The organism is Pseudobutyrivibrio sp. OR37, from assembly GCF_900113655.1.
Classification (GTDB): Bacteria; Bacillota; Clostridia; order Lachnospirales; family Lachnospiraceae; genus Pseudobutyrivibrio.
Map to the genome: position 1 here is coordinate 120,605 of NZ_FOQF01000006.1, position 23,842 is coordinate 144,446.

The 23,842-nt window shown below is 40.7% G+C and carries 20 protein-coding genes and 1 pseudogene; 15 read left to right on the forward strand and 6 right to left on the reverse strand.

The genetic code is table 11. From position 1 onward, the window contains the following. Positions 1-108: 108 nt before the first annotated feature. The 10 genes from BM097_RS04710 to BM097_RS04755 all read left to right on the forward strand — a co-directional run bounded on the left by BM097_RS04710 (position 109) and on the right by BM097_RS04755 (position 13,835). A complete protein-coding gene (locus BM097_RS04710) occupies positions 109-711 on the forward strand; it encodes a DUF4190 domain-containing protein (RefSeq protein WP_090546408.1) in 603 nt (200 codons plus the stop codon). A gap of 94 nt (positions 712-805) precedes the next feature. Next, the gene (gene ileS / locus BM097_RS04715) at positions 806-3,964 is read left to right on the forward strand and encodes an isoleucine--tRNA ligase (RefSeq protein ID WP_090546455.1); all 3,159 of its coding nucleotides are present in this window, start codon (positions 806-808) and stop codon (positions 3,962-3,964) included. Positions 3,965-4,291: 327 nt separating this feature from the next. Beyond that, positions 4,292-6,748, forward strand: coding sequence for a glycogen/starch/alpha-glucan phosphorylase (locus tag BM097_RS04720; protein WP_090546410.1), 2,457 nt, complete (start codon positions 4,292-4,294; stop codon positions 6,746-6,748). 21 nt (positions 6,749-6,769) lie between these two features. Beyond that, complete coding sequence (locus BM097_RS04725) at positions 6,770-7,654, forward strand: CPBP family intramembrane glutamic endopeptidase (RefSeq protein ID WP_177197372.1); 885 nt, start codon at positions 6,770-6,772, stop codon at positions 7,652-7,654. A gap of 132 nt (positions 7,655-7,786) precedes the next feature. Next, positions 7,787-8,782, forward strand: a complete 996-nt coding sequence (locus BM097_RS04730; RefSeq protein ID WP_090546415.1) for a hypothetical protein — start codon at positions 7,787-7,789, stop codon at positions 8,780-8,782. A 73-nt stretch (positions 8,783-8,855) separates the two neighbouring features. Continuing rightward, positions 8,856-10,130 (forward strand): dihydroorotase, encoded by a 1,275-nt coding sequence (locus BM097_RS04735; RefSeq protein ID WP_090546417.1) that lies wholly within the window; start codon positions 8,856-8,858, stop codon positions 10,128-10,130. 202 nt (positions 10,131-10,332) lie between these two features. Next, positions 10,333-11,253: an orotidine-5'-phosphate decarboxylase gene (pyrF, locus tag BM097_RS04740; RefSeq protein ID WP_090546420.1), complete on the forward strand. Its 921-nt coding sequence runs from the start codon at positions 10,333-10,335 to the stop codon at positions 11,251-11,253. Positions 11,254-11,327: 74 nt separating this feature from the next. Further along, the gene (locus BM097_RS04745) at positions 11,328-12,092 is read left to right on the forward strand and encodes a dihydroorotate dehydrogenase electron transfer subunit (protein WP_090546422.1); all 765 of its coding nucleotides are present in this window, start codon (positions 11,328-11,330) and stop codon (positions 12,090-12,092) included. Next, complete coding sequence (locus tag BM097_RS04750; RefSeq protein WP_090546424.1) at positions 12,092-13,000, forward strand: dihydroorotate dehydrogenase; 909 nt, start codon at positions 12,092-12,094, stop codon at positions 12,998-13,000. Before BM097_RS04745 ends, BM097_RS04750 begins: the two co-directional genes overlap by 1 nt. Positions 13,001-13,112: 112 nt before the next feature. Beyond that, entirely contained in the window at positions 13,113-13,835 is a 723-nt protein-coding gene (locus BM097_RS04755) for an adaptor protein MecA (RefSeq protein ID WP_090546426.1), read from the forward strand. Between the two features lie 66 nt (positions 13,836-13,901). Here the strand turns inward: BM097_RS04755 and BM097_RS04760 are convergent, their stop codons facing one another. The 5 genes from BM097_RS04760 to BM097_RS04780 form a co-directional block, all read right to left on the reverse strand. Continuing rightward, positions 13,902-14,504 carry a cytidylate kinase-like family protein gene (locus BM097_RS04760; RefSeq protein ID WP_090546428.1) on the reverse strand — a complete coding sequence of 201 codons (603 nt, stop codon included), beginning with the start codon at positions 14,502-14,504 and terminating at the stop codon, positions 13,902-13,904. A 36-nt stretch (positions 14,505-14,540) separates the two neighbouring features. Continuing rightward, positions 14,541-15,194, reverse strand: a complete 654-nt coding sequence (locus BM097_RS04765) for an arginase family protein (protein WP_090546430.1) — start codon at positions 15,192-15,194, stop codon at positions 14,541-14,543. Then, entirely contained in the window at positions 15,179-16,687 is a 1,509-nt protein-coding gene (locus BM097_RS04770; protein ID WP_090546432.1) for a TrkH family potassium uptake protein, read from the reverse strand. Before BM097_RS04770 ends, BM097_RS04765 begins: the two co-directional genes overlap by 16 nt. Before the next feature lie 6 nt (positions 16,688-16,693). Then, complete coding sequence (trkA, locus tag BM097_RS04775; RefSeq protein WP_090546434.1) at positions 16,694-18,082, reverse strand: Trk system potassium transporter TrkA; 1,389 nt, start codon at positions 18,080-18,082, stop codon at positions 16,694-16,696. 76 nt (positions 18,083-18,158) lie between these two features. Continuing rightward, entirely contained in the window at positions 18,159-18,659 is a 501-nt protein-coding gene (locus tag BM097_RS04780) for a hypothetical protein (protein ID WP_090546436.1), read from the reverse strand. A 133-nt stretch (positions 18,660-18,792) separates the two neighbouring features. On the opposite strand from BM097_RS04780, the gene guaA reads away from it, so the two are divergent. The 5 genes from guaA to BM097_RS04805 all read left to right on the forward strand — a co-directional run bounded on the left by guaA (position 18,793) and on the right by BM097_RS04805 (position 22,745). Further along, positions 18,793-20,340, forward strand: a complete 1,548-nt coding sequence (guaA, locus tag BM097_RS04785) for a glutamine-hydrolyzing GMP synthase (RefSeq protein ID WP_090546438.1) — start codon at positions 18,793-18,795, stop codon at positions 20,338-20,340. A 570-nt stretch (positions 20,341-20,910) separates the two neighbouring features. Further along, positions 20,911-21,138 carry a PDDEXK family nuclease gene (locus tag BM097_RS04790; protein WP_090546440.1) on the forward strand — a complete coding sequence of 76 codons (228 nt, stop codon included), beginning with the start codon at positions 20,911-20,913 and terminating at the stop codon, positions 21,136-21,138. Continuing rightward, positions 21,138-21,449: a hypothetical protein gene (locus BM097_RS04795; RefSeq protein WP_090546442.1), complete on the forward strand. Its 312-nt coding sequence runs from the start codon at positions 21,138-21,140 to the stop codon at positions 21,447-21,449. Before BM097_RS04790 ends, BM097_RS04795 begins: the two co-directional genes overlap by 1 nt. Further along, the gene (locus tag BM097_RS04800; protein WP_090546444.1) at positions 21,443-22,096 is read left to right on the forward strand and encodes a dihydrofolate reductase family protein; all 654 of its coding nucleotides are present in this window, start codon (positions 21,443-21,445) and stop codon (positions 22,094-22,096) included. The genes BM097_RS04795 and BM097_RS04800 overlap by 7 nt, the downstream gene beginning before the upstream one ends. Positions 22,097-22,265: 169 nt before the next feature. Beyond that, complete coding sequence (locus BM097_RS04805) at positions 22,266-22,745, forward strand: hypothetical protein (RefSeq protein WP_090546446.1); 480 nt, start codon at positions 22,266-22,268, stop codon at positions 22,743-22,745. Between the two features lie 889 nt (positions 22,746-23,634). Here BM097_RS04805 and BM097_RS16480 read toward each other — a convergent pair. Then, positions 23,635-23,842: pseudogene (locus BM097_RS16480) on the reverse strand (ISNCY family transposase); the annotation flags it as partial.

The window sequence follows — 23,842 nt, forward strand, 5'->3', positions numbered from 1 at the left end:
GGGAGCATGAAAAACTAGGAAGGTCGCATCTATAGGGGGGTTGTAAAAAAGGCAGTAAACAGTTATCATAATTAAGATTAGGTTAATATTATTTTCAGTAGGTGATTTATGAATAACGATTACATGTTTGAGGATGAAGATAATCAGGAAACAAAGGATTACGAAGGTCCTCAGTATCAGCAAAATTTCAGTGAGACATATCAGCAGGAAGGCCAGTACAACGGCCCTAGATACAGCTACGTAGAGCCAGGCTATATACCACCAAAGGATGGCCTTGGAATGGCAGTGGTTTCAATGGTTCTTGGTATTATTTCACTTGTGTTCTTTTTAATGGGAATCAACATTATCGGTGCTATTATCGCCATAGTGTTAGGTATTGTTTATCTTGTAAAAAGCAGAAATCAGCTTGGAAGAGTATTTTCTATAGTAGGTATTGTTACATCTGTTCTTGGTATTGTGTGCTGTATAGCCGCATGGTCTTTTATTTTTAGTAATATAGATGGTCTTGCAAACCTTGAAAATGATACAGAAGGTATGCAGGAATGGTACGACTTCTACGGCTTGGATGGTCTTTACGATGATTTAGAGCCATATGAGGACGGAGATGAATATATTTATGAAGAACCAGACGGGGATGACTTGGACAGTCTTTTTGATGGTATAGTTGGCGATGACGAGCACCCTGAGGTGGATTTAGACGATACATTATAATTTTGGTTAAATGTGCCGACTTTGGCATTTTTTAATAGTAAGAGAAGGGATATCTGACGAGAAAGGATATCCTCATAGAAAGGAATTACTTAATATGTACAACAAAGTAGACGCTAGCCTGAACTTCGTAGAAAGGGAGAAGCAGGTATTGAAGTTCTGGGAAGAAAATGACATCTTCCAGAAGTCAATGGATTCAAGAAAAGAGGGAGAGACTTACACATTTTACGATGGCCCTCCAACAGCAAACGGTAAGCCACACATCGGTCACGTAGAGACACGTGCCATCAAGGACATGATTCCTAGATTCCAGACAATGAAGGGCAAATTTGTTCCTAGAAAAGCTGGTTGGGATACTCATGGTCTTCCAGTAGAGCTTGAGGTTGAAAAGCTTCTTGGTCTTAACGGAAAAGAGCAGATTGAAGAATACGGTATGGAGCCTTTCATTAAGCAATGTAAGGAATCTGTATGGAAATACAAAGGTATGTGGGAGGATTTCTCTGGAACTGTAGGTTTCTGGGCTGACATGGATAATCCTTACATCACATACGACAACAACTTTATTGAGTCTGAGTGGTGGGCACTTAAGACTATCTGGGACAAGAAGCTCCTTTACAAGGGATTCAAAATCGTTCCATATTGCCCACGTTGTGGTACACCTCTTTCAGCACAGGAGGTTGCACAGGGATATAAGACAGTTAAAGAGCGTTCAGCAGTTGTTCGTTTTAAAATCAAGGGTGAGGAGGCTTACTTCCTTGCATGGACAACAACACCATGGACACTTCCATCAAACCTTGCACTTTGCGTAAATCCAGATGAGACTTACATCAAGGTTAAGGCAGCTGATGGCTACACATACATCCTTGCAGAGGCACTTGCAGATAAGGTGCTTTCAAAGGTTGCTACAGAAGAAGGCGTTAAGCCTTACGAAGTACTTGAAACATACAAGGGTACAGATTTAGAGTACAAGGAATACGAGCCACTCTTTGAGTGCGCAGGCGTTGCAGCTGAAAAGCAGCACAAGAAGGCTCACTTTGTTACATGTGACTCATACGTTACTATGTCAGATGGTACTGGTATCGTACATATCGCTCCTGCATTTGGTGAGGACGATGCTAAGGTTGGCCGTAAGTACGACCTTCCATTCGTTCAGTTCGTAGACGGCAAGGGTGAAATGACAGAGGAGACTCCTTATGCAGGTCTCTTTGTTAAGAAGGCAGACCCAGAGGTTCTTAAGGACCTTGATAAGGAAGGCAAGCTTTTCGATGCTCCTAAGTTCGAGCACGAATATCCACATTGCTGGAGATGCGACACTCCACTTATCTACTACGCTAGAGAATCATGGTTCATCAAGATGACAGAGGTTAAGGATGACCTGATTAGAAATAACAATACAGTTAACTGGATTCCTGAAAACATTGGTAAGGGACGTTTCGGTGATTGGCTTGAGAACGTTCAGGACTGGGGTATTTCTCGTAACCGTTATTGGGGAACTCCACTTAACATTTGGGAATGTGCAGATTGCGGTAAGCAGATTTCTATCGGTAGCCGTAAGGAGCTTGCAGAGCTTTCAGGCAGACCTGAAGCAGAAACTATCGAGCTTCACCGTCCATACATCGATGAGGTTACATGCACATGTCCAGAATGTAAGGGCACAATGAAGCGTGTACCAGAGGTTATTGACTGCTGGTTCGATTCAGGTGCTATGCCATTTGCTCAGCATCATTATCCATTCGAAAATAAGGAAGTATTTGAGCAGCAGTTCCCTGCTAAGTTCATTTCAGAGGCTGTTGACCAGACTCGTGGATGGTTCTACTCACTTATGGCAGAATCTACACTTCTTTTCAACAAGGCTCCTTATGAGAACGTTATCGTATTAGGTCACGTTCAGGATGAGAATGGTCAGAAGATGTCTAAGTCTAAGGGCAACGCTGTTGATCCATTCGACGCACTTGAGAAGATGGGCGCAGATGCTATCAGATGGTACTTCTACACATCTTCAGCACCATGGATTCCAAAGAGATTTGGTGAGAACGCAGTTATGGAAGGCCAGAGAAAGTTCCTTGGAACTCTTTGGAATACATACGCTTTCTATATTTTATATGCAAATATCGACGAGTTTGATCCTACAAAGTATGAGCTTGATTTCAGCAAGCTTGCAGTTATGGATAAGTGGATTCTTTCACGTCTTAATTCAAGCATTAAGGCAGTTGATGATAATCTTTCAAACTACAAGATTCCTGAAGCAGCACGTGCTTTAGATGAGTTCGTAGATGATATGTCAAACTGGTACGTACGTCGTTGCCGTGACAGATTCTGGGCAAAGGGAATGGAGCAGGATAAGATTAATGCTTACATGACTCTTTACACATGCCTTAAGGATATCTCACTTGCAGCAGCACCTATGATTCCTTTCATGACAGAGGAAATCTACCAGAACATGGTTCGCTCAGTAGATAAGACAGCTCCAGAGTCAATCCATCTTTGTGACTTCCCAGTTGTTAATGAAGCATTCATTGACAAGAAGCTTGAGGAAGATATGGATGAGCTCCTTAAGATTGTAGTTCACGGACGTGCTTGCCGTAACACAGCACAGATTAAAAATAGACAGCCAATCGGCCAGATGTACATCAAGGCTGAGCATGAGCTTGATGAAATGTACGTTTCAATCATCGAGGATGAGCTTAACGTTAAGAAGGCTACCTTCACAGATGATGTATCTTCATTCACATCATACTCATTCAAGCCACAGCTTCGTACAGTAGGACCTAAGTACGGTAAGTTCCTTGGCGGTATCCAGAAGGCTCTTGCATCACTTGATGGCAACGCAGCTTATGCAGAACTTAAGGCAAATGGGGTATTAAGATTGCCAGAGGTTGATGCATCTATCGAGCTTGCAGAGGAAGACTTACTTATCTCTATGGCTCAGACAGAAGGCTTCGTAGCAGATGGAGACAACTACGTAACAGTAGTTCTCGATACAAATCTTTCAGAAGAGCTTCTTGAGGAAGGCTTCGTAAGAGAAATCGTTTCAAAGATTCAGACAATGCGTAAGGAAGCAGATTTCGAGGTTATGGACCGCATCACAGTAGCGTATGCCGGAACACCAAAGGCTAACGAAATCTTCGCCAAGAATAAGGACATCATCGCAGGTGAAGTTCTCGCAGATTCTATCGAAGAAGGCACAGAAGGCGCCCACGTAAAAGAGTGGAACATCAACGGCGAGAAGGTAACACTTGCTGTAACACGCCGTTAGGTTGTGGCTAGCCACTAGGTTATGGCTCGCCTGTTACGCACACAAGGATAATATTTCTACGCTCAGCTTAGAATGCTTCGCTTAAGAAACATTTTCCTTGTGCACTACAGGCTATTCTTACTACATTAGAGGCAATTCGTAGACTAGTATAAGCTGTTCTCATCGTTGGCGAGCGCGAGCAGGAGGGCCCCATGTAGTTAAGGAGGGACCCCGAAGGGGAGGTTCCCTTGACTGCAATGGGAGGTGGCCTGCGGGAGCACGGAGTACTTCAATCAGCTTATACGTCAGTTTTACGAACGCATACAAAATTAGGAGGGGTTTTGAGGTATGAAGAGACAGATGCCAAGTACTAAGGAGATTGAGCGCGAGATTATTAATCGTGTGAAAATCATGTTTAGAAAGGATTTTGATGAGGCTACCGAGGAAGAGATTTACAGGGCTTGCTCTGAAGTTGTTAACGAGGTAGTCATCGATAACTGGTTGAACACTCAAAAAGAGTTCAACAAGCAGGATCCTAAGTGCGTGTATTACATGTCCATGGAGTTCTTAATTGGTAGACTTCTAGGAAATAACATGATTAATATGCGTGGCTACACCGAGGTCATGGATGCCCTGGATGAATTGGGCGTTGATATCAACGCAATTGAAGACCAGGAGCCTGATCCAGCCCTGGGAAATGGTGGCTTGGGCCGTCTTGCAGCATGCTTCTTGGATTCTCTTGCAACTTTGCAGTATCCAGCTTATGGCTGCGGTATTAGATACCACTATGGTATGTTCAAGCAAAAGATTGTAGATGGATATCAGGAAGAGGTACCAGATAACTGGCTTCAGACTCGCTACCCATTTGAATTGGAGCGCCCTGAGTATGAGTACGAGGTAAAATTTGGCGGTTGGGTTCGCTATGAGAATCAGCCAGATGGCACTACGAAATATATTCACGAGGGCTACAATTCAGTAATTGCCACACCTTATGATATGCCTGTTACAGGCTTTGATAATGGTATGGTTAATACCCTTATGATTTGGGACGCCAAGCCAAAGGAGGTCTTTAGATTAGATTCCTTTGAGCGTGGTGATTATAATAAGGCAGTTGAGGATATGAACCTTGCTCGTAATCTGACAGAGGTTTTGTATCCTAATGATAATCATATTCAAGGTAAGGAATTGCGCTTGAAGCAGCAGTATTTCTTTGTTTCTGCATCCCTTCAGCGTGCACTTGATAAGTATTTCCGTCATCACAATGATATTAAGAGACTTCCAGAAAAGGTGGTCTTCCAGATGAACGATACTCATCCAACACTTACAGTTGCAGAACTTATGCGTCTTCTTATGGATGAGCATGGTCTTGGCTGGGATGATGCTTGGAATATTACAACACATTGTGTGGCTTATACTAACCATACAATTATGTCCGAGGCTCTTGAAAAATGGCCACAGGATATATTCAAGAATCTGCTTCCTCGTATCTACATGATAGTTGAGGAGATTAACCGTAGATTCTGTGAGGATATTAGAGCCAAGTTCCCTGGTGATGATGCAAGAGTCAATCGTATGGCTATTCTTGCTGATGGTCAGGTCAAGATGGCTCACATGGCGATTGCTGCCGGCTTCTCAGTAAACGGCGTTGCCGCTCTTCACACAGAGATTTTGAAGAATGTTTCGCTTCATGATTTCTACGAGATGTATCCTGAGAAGTTTAATAATAAGACTAACGGTATTACTCAAAGACGTTTCCTCATGCATGGAAACTATAAGCTTTCAGATTGGGTAATTTCAAAGATTGGTCGTGGTTGGATTACAGATCTTTCTCAGATGCAGAAGCTTGAAAGATATGTTGATGATAAGCGCTCTATTGATGAGTTTATTGCTATCAAGCATGAAAATAAGAGACGTCTTGCCAAGTATATCTTTGATCATAATGGCATCGAGGTTGATGCAGATTCAATCTTTGATGTTCAGGTTAAGAGATTGCATGAGTATAAGAGACAGCTGCTTAATATCCTTCATGTAATGTATTTGTATAATCAGATTAAGGAAAATCCAGAGATGGATTTCTATCCTACCACCTTTATATTTGGTGCAAAGGCATCAGCAGGCTATGAGAATGCAAAGCTTATCATTAAGCTTATTAATAACGTATCAGCTGTAATCAATAATGATAAATCAATTGATGGCAAGCTGAAGGTAGTCTTCATCGAGGATTACAGGGTTTCTAATGCTGAATGGATTTTCGCTGCAGCTGATGTTTCAGAACAGATTTCTACCGCTTCAAAGGAAGCATCTGGTACAGGTAACATGAAGTTTATGCTTAATGGTGCTGTCACAATTGGTACTATGGATGGTGCTAATGTGGAGATGTATCAGGAGCTTGGTGGAAAGAACATCTTTATTTTCGGTATGAGCTCTGACGAGGTCATTACCCACGAAAAGAACAATGATTACAATCCTGTAGATGTGATGAATAATGACTATCGTATTCAGAAGGTATTGCAGCAGCTTGTTAATGGCTATTACAGTATTGATAATCCTGAGCTGTTTAGACCTTTGTACAATTCATTACTTAATACTCAATGTACAGCAAAGGCTGATACATACTTTGTATTAAAGGATTTTGCATCTTACTGTGAGGCTCATGAAAAGATTCAGGAGGCTTACAAGGATAGATTTAAATGGGGACAGATGGCACTTGAAAATGTTGCACATGTTGGAAAGTTCTCATCTGATAGAACCATTCAGGAATATGTAGACGACATTTGGCATTTGGACAAGCTTGAATTACACTAAATGCCTAGTAAGGAAATTGATATGAGACAGAATAATGTTAATAGAGCAAAGTATATTTTTTGGATATTCATTCCATGTATATTAGCATTTGTTATTCAGAACATTGCTAGTATTATTGTAGTGGAAGGATATGCGGCTTACGGAATTGGCACCTTCAAAGGGCAGACCTGGGATGAGTTCATGGATTACCTTATGGACGTGATGATGTCAGGGATTACTGATGGGCTCATATATGTTTTATATTCAGTAGTTGGTATCGCGCTTTTCGGTGCATGCTATCATAAGATGTTTATGACTGGCAAAAGCTATAGCCTTAAGGGTATTTCCAAAAATATTCCAATTACAATTGTTGGGATGCTTTTGTTCTGTATAGGAATGCAATATGTAAGTATTTTCCTATTAAATTCTCTTGCATCAGCCTTTCCAGAATGGCTGGAGCAATATGAGCAGATTCTTGAATCGGCTGGAATTTCAGAGGACATTTCAGTGATGATGGCAGTTTATGCTGTAATTCTTGGACCTGTTGTAGAGGAACTTATTTTCAGAGGAGTAACATTATCTGCTGCAAATAAAGTAATGCCATATTACTTTGCAATTGTTGTTCAGGCTTTATTGTTTGGAGCTTTTCATATGAATGCTATCCAAAGCTGCTACGCCTTTGTGCTCGGTCTAGGCTTGGGATATATTATGTATTTGTATGACAATATTTGGCTGACAATTATAATTCATATTCTATATAACATTGTGGGGACATTCTTCTCAGATATTCTGCCAATGGCTGGAGATACATTAATTGAATTCTTCTTTAGTGTATTGTTTGCACTTGTTATGTGCTATGGTGCATTAGTCCTTTTGAAAAAAAGTGCAGCATCTGTTAAGGATGAGGCGGATTTTACCGATATATAATTACACGGACGATAATCACAGGACCAGGAGGGCATATTGCTTTCCTGGTTTTCTTTTTACTAGAAAATCTGTGATATGGAAAATGGAATTTCCCTTTATAAATAGTAACCATCATTTATAGGAGGGAAGAGCATGGTAATTCAAAACTCTGAGGTTCAAATGACCTCGAAAAGTAACTTTTCAGTTACGACAAAGGCTTCTTATCAAGTAAGCCAGGCTCCAGCAATTAAAATTGGAGACATCACCTTTAAGCTGCCAGATAGTGAGAAGGAGTCTGGCACCGAGGAAGTAAAGGACATCCAGGCTGTGGATGAGGCAACTGGAGTTTCCTTACCTGCAAACCGACAGGTAAGAATGCAGGCAATGACTTATCTGATTAGGGCATTGCTTCTTAGCAAAATCTTCGGGGAGGATAAGAGCTTCTCTGATTTTCTTCAGGATTTCTTTGGAGAGAATTCAGGAACGATGACTACTACATCTGTAAGCTATGAGCGAACAGAATCGCAGTCGGTTTCCTTTAGCTCCAAGGGTACAGCTGTCACAGCTGATGGAAGAAGGCTTAGCTTTGATTATGGCTTTGAAATGTCGGAATCCTTCAGCGAGACATTTGAAAGCATAAGTTCTGCTTTTACCAGATTTATAGATCCTTTGGTGATTAATCTAAAGGATTCACCTGCCTCAATAGCCAATCAAACCTTTTTATTTGATTTGGATGGAGATGGAAATAAGGATGAGATTAATCAGCTTTCTGTCGGTCAGGGCTTTCTGGCGCTTGATAAAAATGAGGACGGCGAAATAAATGATGGCACCGAGCTTTTCGGCGCTAAAACAGGGGATGGTTTTAGCGAGCTGGCGGTGTTTGACGAAGACTGCAATGGCTGGATAGATGAAAATGACCCTATTTTTGAAAAGCTGAGGGTGTGGTCCATGAACGAAAAAGGAGACATGGAATTGTATACTCTAAAGCAGTCCGATGTTGGAGCCATTTTCTTAGGACGAGTTGGCACGGAGTATGTTAATCACGATGATGAAAACAAGGCGAGAGCAGCAATCCGCCAGTCGGGAATTTATCTTCATGAATCAGATGGTCATGCAGGTGGTATACAACATGTAGATTTTGCTACCTAAATTAGATTTATTTAGTTTAATCTTGATTGTGTTTATGCTATACTATTGAAAGTTTAGAGGAAAGAGGTATAGCATGAGCCTAATTATCAAGAATGGTAGGGTTTTAAATCCACCTACAGGAACAGATGAAATATTAGATATCAAGATAGACGGGAACATTATTTCAGCTATTTCGGCTGATATTGTTCCCGTTTTTTCTGATGAAGTAATCGATGCTAAGGGCTGTTATGTATTTCCAGGTTTTATCGATATGCATGTGCATTTCAGGGATCCTGGTCAGACAGCTAAGGAGGACATCGAAACTGGTTCTAAAGCTGCCGCAAGAGGCGGTGTCACAACAGTGCTGGCAATGCCAAACACAAAACCAGTGGTAGACAATCCAGAGCTTGTAAACTATGTCCATGAAAAAGGAAAATCTGTAGGCCTTACAAGAGTGCTGCAGGTTGGCTCAGTTACTAAGGGGATGGAAGGCAAGGAGCTTTCGGATTTAGAGGGAATGATAAAGGCAGGCATTCCAGCCATTTCCGAGGATGGCAAATCGGTAATGGATTCCGGCTTATATCGTGAAGCCATGAAAATCGTAGCAAAAGCAAATGTGCCTGTGCTTGCTCACTGCGAGGATATCAATCTAGTGCAGGGCGGCGTTATGAACATGGGCGCAAAGTCTGATTTTATGGGAGAAAAGGGAATCAGCAACGCAGTTGAAAACATCATTGAGGCAAGAGATATTATGCTTGCTGAAGAAACTAATGCAACACTTCATTTATGCCATTGCTCTACAAAGGAGAGTTATGACATTCTTAAGGAGGCAAAGGCTAGAGGCATCAAGGTCTCAGGCGAGGTTTGCCCACATCATTTCACCCTTACAGAGGATGATATTGTACCAGGCGATGGAAACTACAAAATGAATCCACCTGTTAGAACAAAGGAGGATAGAGAGGCATTAAGACGAGGCCTTGCAGAGGGTGTCTTTGAAGTAATATCAACAGACCATGCCCCTCACACAGCAGAGGAAAAGGCCAAGGGCTTTGCATCACCTTTCGGTATCGTAGGCCTGGAGACAAGCGCAAGCTTAACCTATTCTGAATTGGTTCTGTCAGGTCTTATTAGCCCACTTCAGATGGCAGCACTGATGAGCAGTAATCCAGCAAGAATACTAGGCTTTGAGCAGCTTGGTGATTTATCTGTAGGAAAGAATGCGGACGTAACCATCTTCAACCCAAACGCAGAATACGAAATTCACGCAGCCGACTTCGCAGGCAAATCAAAAAATATGCCATACGAAGGACGTAAGGTGCAGGGCAAAGTGGTAACGACCATCTTTGAAGGAAACGTAGTGTATAAATAGCCTGTAGCTGTCAAGGATAAATATTACAAAGCGAGACATTTCGTTGGGTACGCAATAAATAATTGTAGTGTGTAGAAGTAGCCTGTAGCTGTCAAATATAAATATTACTAAGCGAGACATCCTAGTCGAGTGTGTAATATTTATCTTTGATAGCGTAACAGGCGAGAGAAAGAGTAAATTATATAAACCTGGAGGATAGAATATGATTTCAAGATTAATTAACCAGATTCAGGAGAAGAACGCCCCTATAGTTGTGGGACTTGATCCTACTATGAAGCTTATGCCAAAGACTCTTGTGGACAAGCACATTGCCGAGCATGGTCAGACACTAGAGGCAGTTGGCGAGGCCATGTTTGATTACAATAAGCAGATTATGGATGCCTGCGCCGATTTAATCCCAGCAGTAAAGCCACAGATTGCCATGTATGAAAGCTACGGTATTCCTGGCATGATAGCATATAAAAAGACAGTTGATTATGCCAAGCAGCTTGGTCTTGTGGTAATTGCAGATATCAAGCGAGGCGATATCGGCTCTACATCCACAGCATACGCTCTTGGTCATCTTGGCTCTGTTCAGGTGGGGGATAATAAATTCAAGGGCTTTGATGCAGATATGGCTACAGTCAATCCTTATCTGGGAACAGATGGCGTGAAGCCTTTTGTTGATGTATGTAACGAAGAGGATAAGGGAATCTTTGTACTTTGCAAGACCTCTAATCCTTCATCTGGGGAGTTCCAGGATAGATTAATAGATGGCAGACCATTGTACGAACACATGGCTGAAAAGATTGAAGAGTGGGGCTCAGCTTCTATGGACGGCGATTACTCTAATGTAGGTGCAGTTGTAGGTGCTACCTATCCAGAAATGGGTGCAAAGCTTCGTAAGCTTATGCCTCATACATACATCCTTGTGCCAGGCTATGGTGCACAGGGCGGCAAGGGCGCAGACCTTGTAAACTTCTTCAACAAAGACGGTCTTGGCGCCATCGTAAATTCCAGCCGTGGTATCATCGCTGCATATCAGCAGGAAAAGTACGCAAGCTACGGAGAAGCAAACTTCGCCGACGCCAGCCGCGCCGCCGTGGAAGACATGCTCGCCGACATTCGTGGAGCATTAGCTTAAAAGGCTTCTCCCTCTGGGAGAAGCTGTCACCGAAGGTGACTGATGAGGGGTAAAAACTAAAAGGAGTCAACACAATGAAAATAAAAGAAACCGCTAAAATCGTTTCAACCGAAAGCCTCGCCGAAGGCATCTACAGTTTGCTTTTAGCTACAACAGCTTCACAATACGCCATCCCTGGCCAGTTCATCAACATATACTGTAACGATGGAAGTAAAATCCTCCCACGCCCAATCAGCATCTGCGAGATTGATAAGCTACAGGGCACCCTTAGAGTAGTCTATCGCGTGGTAGGAAAGGGTACCGAGGAGTTCTCAAAGCTTCAGGCAGGGGACACTGTAGAAATCCTTGGACCTCTAGGCAATGGCTTCCCACTTGAAGCAGGCGATGCCATTGTAGTAGGCGGCGGAATCGGCGTGCCTCCAATGTTAGAGCTCGCAAAGCAGCTTGAGGGCTATGTTACAGCTGTATTAGGCTATCGCACAGACGATTTGTTCCTTGCAGATAGCTTCGTCGATGCAGCTGGTGATGTAGTAATTGCTACAGATGATGGAACGGTAGGCGTTCACGGAACAGTAGTGGATGCCATGAAGGAAAATGATTTAAAGGCTGATGTAATATATGCCTGCGGCCCAAAGCCAATGCTTAGAGGTGTAGCTGAGTATGCAGAATCAATCGGCGCAAAATGCTACGTATCAATGGAAGAGCGTATGGCCTGTGGCGTAGGTGCATGTCTTGGTTGTGTATGTCAGTCTACAGAGGTGGACGACCATAGCCACGTAAAGAATAAAAGAGTATGTAAGGATGGCCCAGTATTTCTGTCAACGGAGGTAGTTCTATAATGAATACAAAGGTAACAATCGCAGGTGTTGAGTTTCAAAACCCAATTATGGAGGCTTCTGGAACCTTTGGTTCTGGTATGGAATATGGAGAATTTGTTGATTTAAACAAGCTTGGCGCAGTAGTAACAAAGGGCGTAGCAAATGTGCCATGGCCTGGCAATCCTACACCAAGAATTGCCGAGGTAAACTGCGGAATGCTTAATGCAATTGGCTTGCAGAATCCTGGTGTGGAAGTATTTTGTGAACGAGATTTGAAATTTTTAGAAGATTACAAAGATACTCGTGTTCTGGTTAATGTTTGTGGTCATTCAGCCGATGAATATATTGAGGTGGTTGATAGATTGGCAAACGAAAAAAGGGTTGATATGTTGGAAATCAACATCTCTTGTCCAAATGTTAAAGAAGGTGGAATCGCCTTCGGACAGGACCCAAAGGCAGTAGAGAAAATCACTCGTTTAGTTAAGAAGCATGCAAAACAGCCAATCGTTATGAAGCTTTCTCCTAATGTAACAGACATCAAGGTGATGGCAAAAGCAGCAGAGGCAGGAGGAGCAGACGCAATTTCTCTTATCAACACTCTCACAGGAATGAAAATCGATGTAGAGCGTCAAAGTTTTGTTCTGGCCAATAAGACCGGAGGCATGTCAGGCCCAGCAGTTCATCCAATCGCAGTAAGAATGGTATATGAGTGTGCAAATGCAGTAAGCATTCCAATCATCGGAATGGGTGGCATTAGTACATGGGAAGATGCAGTGGAAATGATGTTGGCAGGTGCTACTGCAGTTTCAGTTGGAACGGCTAATTTCTTTAATCCTACAGCTACAATTGATATCCTAAATGGCGTTATGGATTACATGAAAAGAAAGAATATCAGCGATATTCGTGATATTGTTGGAATTGTTAAATAATAATACTCACATACTTTATTTTTTCACACAATATATACAGAAAATTCCGTGACACTTTGAAGTCGATTTGCTAAACTTTATTTACGTCCATACTTTGAAAGGAGGGGAGCTGATGAAGTTCAAGAAGATAGGTGAGGACAAGATTAGATGTGTCATCACGAAAGAAGAAATGGAAATGAGCGGCATGGAGCTTGGTGATTTCGTCAGTGACCAGGAAAAGACCCAGAGCTTTATTAGGGATATTTTAGCAGAGGCGTGTGAGACACTTGGAATAGAGACTCATGCAAAGGCGTATAGTGTTCAGATGACAGTTATGCCACAGGGAGATGTTGCATTACTTATATCCCCAGATTCAAGCAGCGGACTTGCCACTGCAATTGAGGAATTGAAGAAGCATCTAACTGGTTTACAGGAAACATTATCTACTACAAAAAATACACCTAGTCCTAGCATGATTACAGCAGCAGGAACAGCAGCTGGCACAGCAGATGTACCAGTTCAGCCTGCACAGGCTTTAAGAGATGATACGGATGAAGTTACTGCCCAGTATTTAGATACACCACTTTGGGCTATTTTACCTGATTTAGATGTAGCTATTCTGTTATGCAAGCATTTACCAAAGTACGAGGGAATGCAAAGCGCATTGTACCGCTATGGCGATGATTATTACATCAAGCTCAACTTCGAGCTTACCCGTCGCCAGATATCTGCAGTCATTCTTGTATTAGCAGAATTTGCAACCCAAATGTTTACAGAAAGCTTCGATGGAGCATTCTTGTTAGAACATGGCGATTTAATCTGCGACGATTGCGTAAATGTATTATCGCAGGTATAAAAAAACACCCCCCTGTAGTTTTGCATGCTCGCGCTTGCCGACTATTACGAGGGGTGTTTCTTTGTTTTATTCTGGGAATGCACCGGCGAGGTCGCAAATAGTTTTTACGCACATCTCTTCGCCGAGAGTTCCGCTATCCAGGATAACATCATATTCTCTGAAATCACCCCAGTTTTTATCAGTGTAATATTTGTAGTAAGTTTTACGCTGCTTGTCTTTTTTAGCAAGACGTTTTTCGATACTTACATTTTCAATGTTTTCGTAGCGCTCTAATACACGTTTTTTTCTGTGCTCCATATCTGCGTGAATCATTACATTCATGCAACGGATGCCTTCCTTTCGAAGGATGTAATCAGCACATCTACCTACGATAACGCAAGGTCCCTTGCTGGCGCAATCCAGGATAACCTTTTTCTGGGCGATAAAAATTTCATCCTGTGGGCTCTGGAAATACATTGTTCCAGCAGCAGATATATCAAACCACATTGCAGTAGAAGAAGTGTACTCACCCTGAGTTTCTATAAGCTCCTTAGCGTAGCCACTTTCCACGGCTACACGGTTAACGATTTCACCGTCATAAAATGGGATATTCAACTGTTTTGCAACAGCCTCGCCTATGCTATGACCGCCGCTGCCGAATTCTCTTGAAATAGTAATTACTGGATACATAGTGGTTCCCTCCAATCCTTTTTCTTATCTACAATTTTAAAGAAAATTAATGAAAAAGTCAAAAAGAGTCTGATTTATCTGATTATTAACGCATGCACCATTTTCAGCGAATTCTCCACTGTCTCCACAGATATCTACACCAATAATTTTTCGATTATCTGTTATATCAGAAAGTAAGCTAAGCATTTCTTCTATAGTCATATCACCCTGGTCCCAATCAGTGATTGCATAGTCGCTAGATAACACATCCTTGTCGATGGAAATATAAATAGGGATATCTTTATCAATAGTGTTGATATCGGGCATTTCTCCAACGCCAAATGTGTATACATCATTAAGATTGTTAAGGGTTTCCTTGGCTTCTAGCACCCATCCGCCGCAGGATGTAATCTGGCCGAAGCTAGGTGGTTGGTCGTCAGGATGATGATCGAAAAGAATCAGATTAAAAGGTGTTTTAATCTGCATCAGCCAAAGCAAGCTTAGGTAGTGATAGTTTCCCGAATCGATGAAATGAATGCCATTTAAAGAAGCAGCCTCCATTCTTTTTAGAAGCTGCTCCTTAGCGTAGTCATCCAAATAACAGCGTGTGCCATCAAGGTCACGGCAGTCTATGATGCTAAGATTTTCAATTGATTTGTAAAAGCTTTGATGCTCATAGGCATCTGTCATTTTAATTATTGTGGATTGCATTTTAATACTTTTCCTGCATTTTTTAATTCTTTACATTTACGTGTTGTAAATAAATCAGTCCAAATATTAGGGTGGAAGAGCATAAGGATTGGGAACAATTCAAGTCTTCCTGCCAACATATCAAAAATCAAAACAGCCTTTGAAAGGTCTGAGAAAAATGCAAAGTTTGAAGCAGGTCCAACCATGCTTAAACCAGGACCGATGTTACTCATTGTAGCAATAACTGCAGTAAATATAGTTGAAAAATCAAGGTTTTCAAAGGAAAGAATAAATACGCTGATGAAGAAAATCAACATAAAGGTTCCAAAGAAAACGTTGTTTGAGCGGATAGTTTCATGGTTTACAGGCTTGCCATCCATAAGTGTCTTTCTAACACTTCTAGGATGAATGTAGCTGATTAACTCCTTGTGTACAGCCTTTCCCATAAGCACGAAGCGGGAAACCTTGATACCACCACCTGTAGAACCGGCGCAAGCACCGATAAACATGAGAAGTACAAGTACGCAGCGGCTGGTCTGTGGCCATACAGCAAAATCTGCAGTAGAAAAACCTGTAGATGACTGAATAGATGTAACCTGGAAGGCTGCCTTTGTAAGGGCATCGAACAATCCGCGGCTGCTATTGTAGGTGTTGAAGGTGATGATTCCAATGGAAAGTGCTGTTAGGAAGGAATACATTCTAACTTCTTCCATTCTGAAAGCATCTCTTGCATGATGGAATAGCATGTAGTAGTAAAAGTTAAAGTTTACACCAAAGATAAACATAAATATTGAAATAATCCACTGGCATGCAACATTGAACCCTGCGCAGCTGGTAGAGTAAATACCAAAACCACCGGTACCGGCAGTGGCAATACCTGTGTTGATTGCTTCAAATGGAGTCATTCCTGCTATCAAAAGCAAAATAATCTCAAGGGCACACAGGCCTAAGTAGATTAAATAAAGCATCTGAGCTGTGTTCTTAAGCTTTGGCACTAGCTTGCCAACAGATGGGCCAGGTGATTCAGCCTTCATCAGGTTGAACTGGGAACCATCACCACCGGCAAGGGGAATGACTGTAAGCAGGAACACCAAAACTCCCATACCACCGACAAGGTGAGTAAAGCTACGCCAAAACAGTGATGCATGGCTGAGAAGCTCAACATTATCAAGTATTGAAGCTCCTGTTGTGGTAAAACCAGAAACAGTTTCAAACAGAGCATCAATGTAGCGTGGAATTTCGTTGCTGATATAAAGCGGAAGCGCTCCGATTGCAGAAAGTGCAACCCATGAAGCACCTGTACAGAAGAAACCTTCCTTTAAATAGAAGGAAGAATGCTTTGGCTTTAAATAGCTATTGATAATTCCAATGATAAGGCATGGAACTGCTACAACTGCGTAATCAATCCATACACTTTCATGGTAAATTACAGCAACGATTATAGGGAGCATCAAAAAGATGCCCATAAATCCAATTACATATCCTAAAATAAAACGAATAACGGAATGATTCATATCCGACTACCTCAAAGTATCAAGTATTGTGGCAAAGCCTGTGTGAGTGGTGACAACCATTACAGTATCACCAACCTCGATTGTATCTGAACCGCTTGGAATAATGATTGTACCATTGCGGTTGATAAATGCGATAAGTACGTTGTCCTTAAACTGAAGCACCGAGAATGGTACGCCAACAGCCTTTGACTTTTCGCTAATGTTGAATTCGATGGCCTCAACCTTCTGATCAAATAGATGGTAAAGAGTGAGGATATCATTTCCATCACCAGATGCGCTTTTGGCACGAACATAGGCGATGATTGATTCAGCAGTGATATGACGTGGGTAAATCACTGAACCTAAATTCAACTGTGAGAGTACATTATCGAAATTGATTCGATTAACCTTTGTAATAACCTTGGCATTGCTAACCTGATTAGCATATAAAGTAAGAAGAATGTTTTCTTCATCAATTCCTGTAAGAGGAACAAAGCTTTCTACGTATTCAATGCCTTCCTCGCGAAGTAAGGATTCATCACCACCGTCACCATTAATAATAGTAGCCTTTGGAAGTGCAACAGAAAGCTCCTCGCAGCGTTCCTTATTTCTTTCGATGATGCGGACATTGATTCGTGCCTGAAGAAGAAGCTTTGCTAAATAGAAGGAAGCCTTTCCGCCACCTACAATCAGACAATCCTTAACCTGTCTGGTTTTGAAACCAATTTCATTAAGGAAGGTACGGGCGAATCTTCTGGCACCTACTGCAGATACAATATCGTTAGAATGAAGTACAAAATCACCAGTAGGAATAACAACTTCGTTTCCTCGTTTAACTGCAGTGATAAGCACCTTGCTGGTGATGGCAGAGGATAAATCCTTGATAGTAAGGCCATCAAGCACATTGCCCTCTTCGATTTTAAACTCAACAAGCTCTGCCTGACCGTGCGCAAAGGAAGAAACCTCAAGCGTAGATGGAAGAGAAAGGATTGATGATATTTCTCTTGCAGCTTCAAACTCAGGGTTAATAACCATTACAAGACCAAGCTTTTCCTGAAGATATGAAATTTCCTTTGAATAATCTGGGTTTCGAACTCTCGCGATTGAAGCACAATCACCTACCTGCTTTGCGATTGTACAGCAGAGGAGATTAAGCTCATCAGAGTTTGTGACAGCGATAATAAGATCAGCATCCTTAATACCAGCCTCCACCTGAATACTGTAGCTGGCACCATTTCCCTGAATGCCCATTATGTCGTATAGATTTGTTAGATTATCTATTCTATCCTGGTTTTTATCTATAACAACTATATCGTGGCCTTCCTTAGAAAGACGGTCTACTAAAGTACGACCAACCTTACCACAGCCAACGATAATAATTTTAAGACCTCTTTTTGATGGTTTATCAAAAAACATGACATTGCCTCCAATTATATTATGGTATACAAAAATACCCACTCATACTCTAGTCCAAAAGAGGCAAAAGTGCAAGCTATATTCTTACATCTACCCTACGAGTTATCCTTTTAGCTGCATCATATACTGAATTTAAATACTCGGAATCCTTGTCAAAGAATTTTGCGTATTTTTCAGCAGAGTAGGTGCTTGATGCATTTTCATACAAGGACATGGTTCCATCCTTTTGTACAGTTATGCCTATTTTTTCTAGTTGGGAGGCATATTCATTATTTAGCTTTTTAAGCTTTGATGCAGCATTTCGTACTGAAGAATCATTTGCTCCGTATTTGGTAGCAGTGGTAATAGTATTATTCATTATATCAGTAAAGGCCTTTATTTTTTCCTGGATATGGTCTTTACTAGCATCTTCGAATTTATAATCCTGCAGCTTCCTTATGGCATTGCGCAAAGCACTAGCGTCCGCCATGGATAACTTACCTGTAGGCTCACCATTTCTGGCTGCACCAGAGGACACTGCTGTATAGCGGTTATAAAACACTCTTAAACTTAATGAATTAGTTACACTTATGCTCATAGCTACTCCTTTAGATATATTGCTATATATTGTATCGAATGAAATCCTATTTATATTAATGTTTTTGGTTGAAGAATTTGAAAATTTAATCTATACTTTAGGAAAATTTACAACAAATTAATAAGGAGTATCTATGAACCAGGAGAAAGTCATTGTTATCGATTTTGGCGGACAGTACAATCAGCTTGTTGCTCGTCGCGTCAGAGAATGTAATGTCTACTGTGAAATCTATTCTTATCGTACCCCGCTTGATGAAATTAAAAAGATGAATCCAAAGGGAATCATTCTCACAGGAGGACCAAATTCATGTTATGAGGAGGGAGCCCCTACTTATACTAAGGAATTGTTTGAGCTTGGAATACCAGTACTTGGTCTTTGCTATGGTGCACAGCTTATGATGCATGTGCTTGGTGGTAAGGTTGAGAAGGCACCAGTTCGTGAGTATGGTAAAACAGAAACCTTTATTGACGGAGCTTATGATTCTTTATTCGCAGGCGTGGATAAGTCAACAATCGTATGGATGAGCCATTTTGATTATATTTCCAAGGTAGCTCCTGGATTTGACATCCTTGCTCACACAGCAGATTGCCCTGTTGCAGCAGCAGGCTGTGAGGACAAAAAGCTTTATGCAATCCAGTTCCATCCAGAAGTGCTTCACACTGTACAGGGTAAGGAAATCTTATTCAACTTTGTTCGTAACATCTGTGGAACTGAAGGCAGCTGGCGCATGGACTCCTTTGTTGAGCATACTATAGAAGAGATTCGTCAGCGTGTAGGTTCAGGTAAAGTGCTTTTGGCACTTTCTGGTGGTGTTGATTCATCAGTACTTGCCGCACTTTTAGCTAAGGCTATTGGAAAGCAGCTTACTTGCGTATTCGTAGACCACGGCCTTCTTCGTAAAAACGAAGGTGACGAGGTTGAAAGCGTATTTGGCCCTGCTGGTTCTTTCGATATTAATTTTGTTCGTGTAAATGCAGCACAGCGTTACTACGCAAAGCTTGCTGGCGTTACAGAGCCAGAGCAGAAGCGTAAGATTATTGGTGAGGAATTCATCCGTGTATTTGAGGAAGAGGCTAAAAAGATTGGTACTGTAGACTTCCTTGCACAAGGAACTATCTACCCAGACGTTGTTGAATCAGGTCTTGGTGGCGAATCAGTAGTTATCAAGTCTCACCACAACGTAGGTGGTCTTCCTGACTATGTTGATTTCAAGGAAATCATCGAACCACTTCGCAACCTTTTCAAGGACGAGGTTCGTAAGGTTGGTTTAGAGCTGGGGCTTCCTGAATACCTTGTATTCCGTCAGCCATTCCCAGGCCCAGGCCTTGGAATTCGTATCATTGGCGAAGTTACAGAAGAAAAGGTTCGCATCGTTCAGGATGCCGACTATATCTATAGAACAGAGCTTGCTGAGGCTGGCCTTAAGAAGCTTCCAGATCAGTATTTCGCAGCTCTTTCAAACATGCGCTCCGTAGGTGTTATGGGTGACGAGCGTACATACGACTACGCAGTAGTCCTTCGTGCCGTTGAAACAGTAGACTTCATGACAGCCGAAGCTTCCGAAATCCCATTCGAAGTACTTCAGCGCGTAATGAGCCGCATCATCAACGAGGTTAAGGGCGTTAACCGCGTAATGTACGATCTTACTTCTAAGCCACCAGGAACTGTGGAGATGGAATAATTATTTAAAGCCATGGAAACATTGCAGTTGCAATGTTTCCATGGCTTTTTTGTTTTCAAAGAGTATACAGCACCAATAGAATTGGAAGTGTATGTTGACATTTTTGGTTCTAAGCGTCATATTATTCACTACTATTTGATTTTTTATTATAATCTATCACATTCATGGCAGATTATTTCATTTCGCCATACTATCCCGTTGTGTATTTTTTAGTATTTTGGTTATTTTTTTGCTCGATGCAACCCATTGGCAGTTTTATTAACTTTGGGATGATTGCAATATTTTAGGTATGCAACTCATTTGTTTAAAAACCTTGTTTGGGATGCATAGTCGAATTAGTAGATGCATCCCATATGAGAAAAAAAGCTAATAGGGATGACTCCAGTGATGCTTAAGTGGTGTTGTAGAGTGGAAATCAGAGACTTTTTTGGTAAATACATGAAATCTATGCAACCCAAAAGCATAAAAAGCGTAAATGGGATGCATAGTGAAAAAATAAAAAATTTTTCATGCATCCCAAAAGTAAAAAAAGGAAAAAATGGATGATTTTAGAAAGGAATTAAAGGAGAGATGGTTCGCTCTAAATCAGAAAAGATTATCGCGGATGCATTGGAAAAGTATAATGTGCCATATCAATACGAGCCTATGCTTGAGCTTGGATATAATACAATTTATCCTGATTTTGTAGTCCTAAATCTAAGAACACGAAAAACTGTATATTGGGAACATTTAGGCTTGGTTTCGGATATAGAGTATTCTACAGCTTTTTATTACGAACAGAGGGGCTACGAATACTGATGGACAGTACAACGCTTTTGTTGTTCAACGCTTTGTTATTTGTTAGAATTGTTTCAGATGCTTATAACTTGTGTAGCAAAAACACGCTGTATTATGACTATTGTCCACCATTTGTGACTCCTGAAAGTATAAAGGCTGATATGACAGCACTACCACAGAGAAAGATGTATGAAATGGATGACTACACAGTTGTTGAGGCTCGAAGAAGCATAGTAGCTCATGTAACGGAAGAAAATGCAATGAAGCTTTTATTTGAAGAAAGGAGAAAACAGTTTTGGAGGGTAGGCCAATTACTACTTTGTTTATGCTAATGTCGGTTGATGGCAAAATTAGTCCAGGGGCATCTGATGATTTAGATGTGGATAAGGACTTTCCTAACATCACAGGATTGAAAGAGGGACTGTCACAGTATTATGAGATAGAACAGACAACTGATTTATGGTCATTTAATACGGGAAGGGTTCAGGCGAAAATGGGCGTTAATGAAAAGTCCATGCCTGAGAAAACACCAGTTTCATTTGTGCTATTAGATAACAATCATTTAACAGAACATGGGGTAAAGTATTTTTGCGCGAAGTCAAAAGTGTTTGTATTGATAACAACAAATAAGAATCATCCGGCTTTCGATGTCAGCGAAGAGAACCTTCACATCATCTATCAAGACACATTATCTCTTGAAGATGCGCTGATAGAACTTAAAGAAAAATATGGATGTGAGCGAATTACAATCCAAAGTGGAGGTACTGTTAATGGAATGTTCCTTCGCCAAAAACTGTTTGATTATGTTGATATTGTCATAGCACCAGTACTGATAGGTGGAAAAGAGACATCTACACTTGTGGATGGTGTAGCTTTGACAAGGAAAAACGAGCTTGATAAGCTGGGCGTGTTAAGCTTGCTTGGATGTGATGTGTTGGAAAACTCATATATTAGGCTTAGATATAAGGTGGTGTCATGAGTAAGTGGAAAAGAGGTAGATGAATCTAATGAATCGAGAAATCTTAGGTGGGTTTCACTAAATGATCTGAGGGATATGTTGAGAGATGAAGAGTCTTTCTATCCTATGCATGTATCAACTTTAAGAAAGTACATAAAATCAAAAGCTCAGTAAGGAGAGGTATTTCGTCTTGAATAAGAAGGTAGTAATAATTTTAGTAGTAGTTTTAGCATTTTTTATTGCATTATTTTTGATAATAAAAAACAGTCCTGTTGAATCAACAAATTTAAAGGATATCTCAGTTAATTCTATCTCATTAAATGAAAATATTTCAGCTTATGAAGATGCGTTAGTAGAAGATAAAGAAAATGATTGGGATTACAGCCTAAATGGTGCAAATATTTTTGTTGATAAAGATGGACTTGTAACTAAAATAATTGCAAAAGAAGATGTTGTTTTATCTAGAAAAGATAATATTGTTGAAAGTGATTATGAAAAAATAGAGTCTTTCTTGGGGACTAATTATAAAAAGCAAGTTTATGATTATAGCCAGGGAATGAACGAACATATTTACTACGACAAAGATAATAATATTCAATTAGAAGTTGTTTACTATGAAGGTGCAAGTGGTAAACAGCTTGCATTTATAGTTATGTCAAATGAAAAATAATGATATTTGAATAGTAGTCACACTATGATACAATCTTATTGTCAGCGTGACAATAGAATGACAATAAAAACTTGTGAAAAGGTATTGGATTAATTCAAACCGTTCAGAAGTGAACTGATTTCAAAGAGTATACAGCACCAATAAAATTGGAAGTGTATGTTGACATTTTTGGTTCCAAGCGTTATATATTCACTAATGCTTGATTTTTTATTATAATATATCACATTCATGGCAGATTATTTCATTTCGCCATATTATCCCGTTGTGTATTTTTTAGTATTTTTGTTATTTTTTTGCTCGATGCAACCCATTGGCAGTTTTATTAACTTTGGGATGATTGCAATATTTTAGGTATGCAACCCATTTGTTTGAAAACCTTGTTTGGGATGCATAGTCGAATTAGTAGATGCATCCCATATGAGAAAAAAAGCTAATAGGGATGATTCCCGCGGTGCGTAAGTGGTTTTGTAGAGGGGAAATCAGAGACTTTTATGGTAAACACATGAAATCTATGCAACCCAAAAGCATAAAAAGCGTAAATGGGATGCATAGTGAAAAAATAAAAAATTTTTCATGCATCCCAAAAGTAAAAAAATGCTCAGAGGGATGACTTTGAAACGGAATTAAAGGAGAAATATAGGGAGGAGCGGTTGAGGTTTGTTTTTTTTCAAGATTTTTTGCAACTAAAATAGAATTAAAAGGGTATTAGTGGTAGATGCAAAAAAGATAATAGAGTATTTTTTATGAAATATAGGTAATTGCGAAACTCGCTGATGCTCGTCCGCAATCTTGATTATAAAATCGGATATTTCGCGCATAGGCGCGGAATTACTTTTGAAAGATAATTTTAGGCGCACTAAATAAGCCTGACTTATGAAGTTGGTAAGTCCTAAGCGATTAAAGGTTTCAGGCTACGGACAAATTCATGGTGGTTAATTTTATCAGCCAAAATGACAGTTACAAGCTGAGTTATTCCAGCAAGTATCAGATCAGCATGAAGAGTTTTTTCGTTTTGAGTTCTGCGTCCAGCAAGGCAAAGGTTTTCTTTGATGTGATTAATGTCTCGCTCAACCGCGGTCCTAATTTTATAAGTTGAT

Excerpts from the sequence above, each read along its gene's own strand:
- BM097_RS04770 (WP_090546432.1), bottom strand. The coding sequence starts at position 16,687 with ATGAATCATTCCGTTATTCGTTTTATTTTAGGATATGTAATTGGATTT.
- BM097_RS04760 (WP_090546428.1), bottom strand. The coding sequence starts at position 14,504 with ATGTATCCAGTAATTACTATTTCAAGAGAATTCGGCAGCGGCGGTCAT.
- BM097_RS04755 (WP_090546426.1), top strand. The coding sequence starts at position 13,113 with ATGAAGTTCAAGAAGATAGGTGAGGACAAGATTAGATGTGTCATCACG.
- trkA (WP_090546434.1), bottom strand. The coding sequence starts at position 18,082 with ATGTTTTTTGATAAACCATCAAAAAGAGGTCTTAAAATTATTATCGTT.
- BM097_RS04765 (WP_090546430.1), bottom strand. The coding sequence starts at position 15,194 with ATGCAATCCACAATAATTAAAATGACAGATGCCTATGAGCATCAAAGC.
- BM097_RS04800 (WP_090546444.1), top strand. The coding sequence starts at position 21,443 with ATGCTAATGTCGGTTGATGGCAAAATTAGTCCAGGGGCATCTGATGAT.
- BM097_RS04745 (WP_090546422.1), top strand. The coding sequence starts at position 11,328 with ATGAAAATAAAAGAAACCGCTAAAATCGTTTCAACCGAAAGCCTCGCC.
- BM097_RS04735 (WP_090546417.1), top strand. The coding sequence starts at position 8,856 with ATGAGCCTAATTATCAAGAATGGTAGGGTTTTAAATCCACCTACAGGA.
- guaA (WP_090546438.1), top strand. The coding sequence starts at position 18,793 with ATGAACCAGGAGAAAGTCATTGTTATCGATTTTGGCGGACAGTACAAT.
- BM097_RS04730 (WP_090546415.1), top strand. The coding sequence starts at position 7,787 with ATGGTAATTCAAAACTCTGAGGTTCAAATGACCTCGAAAAGTAACTTT.
- BM097_RS04725 (WP_177197372.1), top strand. The coding sequence starts at position 6,770 with ATGAGACAGAATAATGTTAATAGAGCAAAGTATATTTTTTGGATATTC.
- BM097_RS04750 (WP_090546424.1), top strand. The coding sequence starts at position 12,092 with ATGAATACAAAGGTAACAATCGCAGGTGTTGAGTTTCAAAACCCAATT.
- BM097_RS04710 (WP_090546408.1), top strand. The coding sequence starts at position 109 with ATGAATAACGATTACATGTTTGAGGATGAAGATAATCAGGAAACAAAG.
- BM097_RS04790 (WP_090546440.1), top strand. The coding sequence starts at position 20,911 with ATGGTTCGCTCTAAATCAGAAAAGATTATCGCGGATGCATTGGAAAAG.
- BM097_RS04720 (WP_090546410.1), top strand. The coding sequence starts at position 4,292 with ATGAAGAGACAGATGCCAAGTACTAAGGAGATTGAGCGCGAGATTATT.
- pyrF (WP_090546420.1), top strand. The coding sequence starts at position 10,333 with ATGATTTCAAGATTAATTAACCAGATTCAGGAGAAGAACGCCCCTATA.
- BM097_RS04795 (WP_090546442.1), top strand. The coding sequence starts at position 21,138 with ATGGACAGTACAACGCTTTTGTTGTTCAACGCTTTGTTATTTGTTAGA.
- ileS (WP_090546455.1), top strand. The coding sequence starts at position 806 with ATGTACAACAAAGTAGACGCTAGCCTGAACTTCGTAGAAAGGGAGAAG.
- BM097_RS04780 (WP_090546436.1), bottom strand. The coding sequence starts at position 18,659 with ATGAGCATAAGTGTAACTAATTCATTAAGTTTAAGAGTGTTTTATAAC.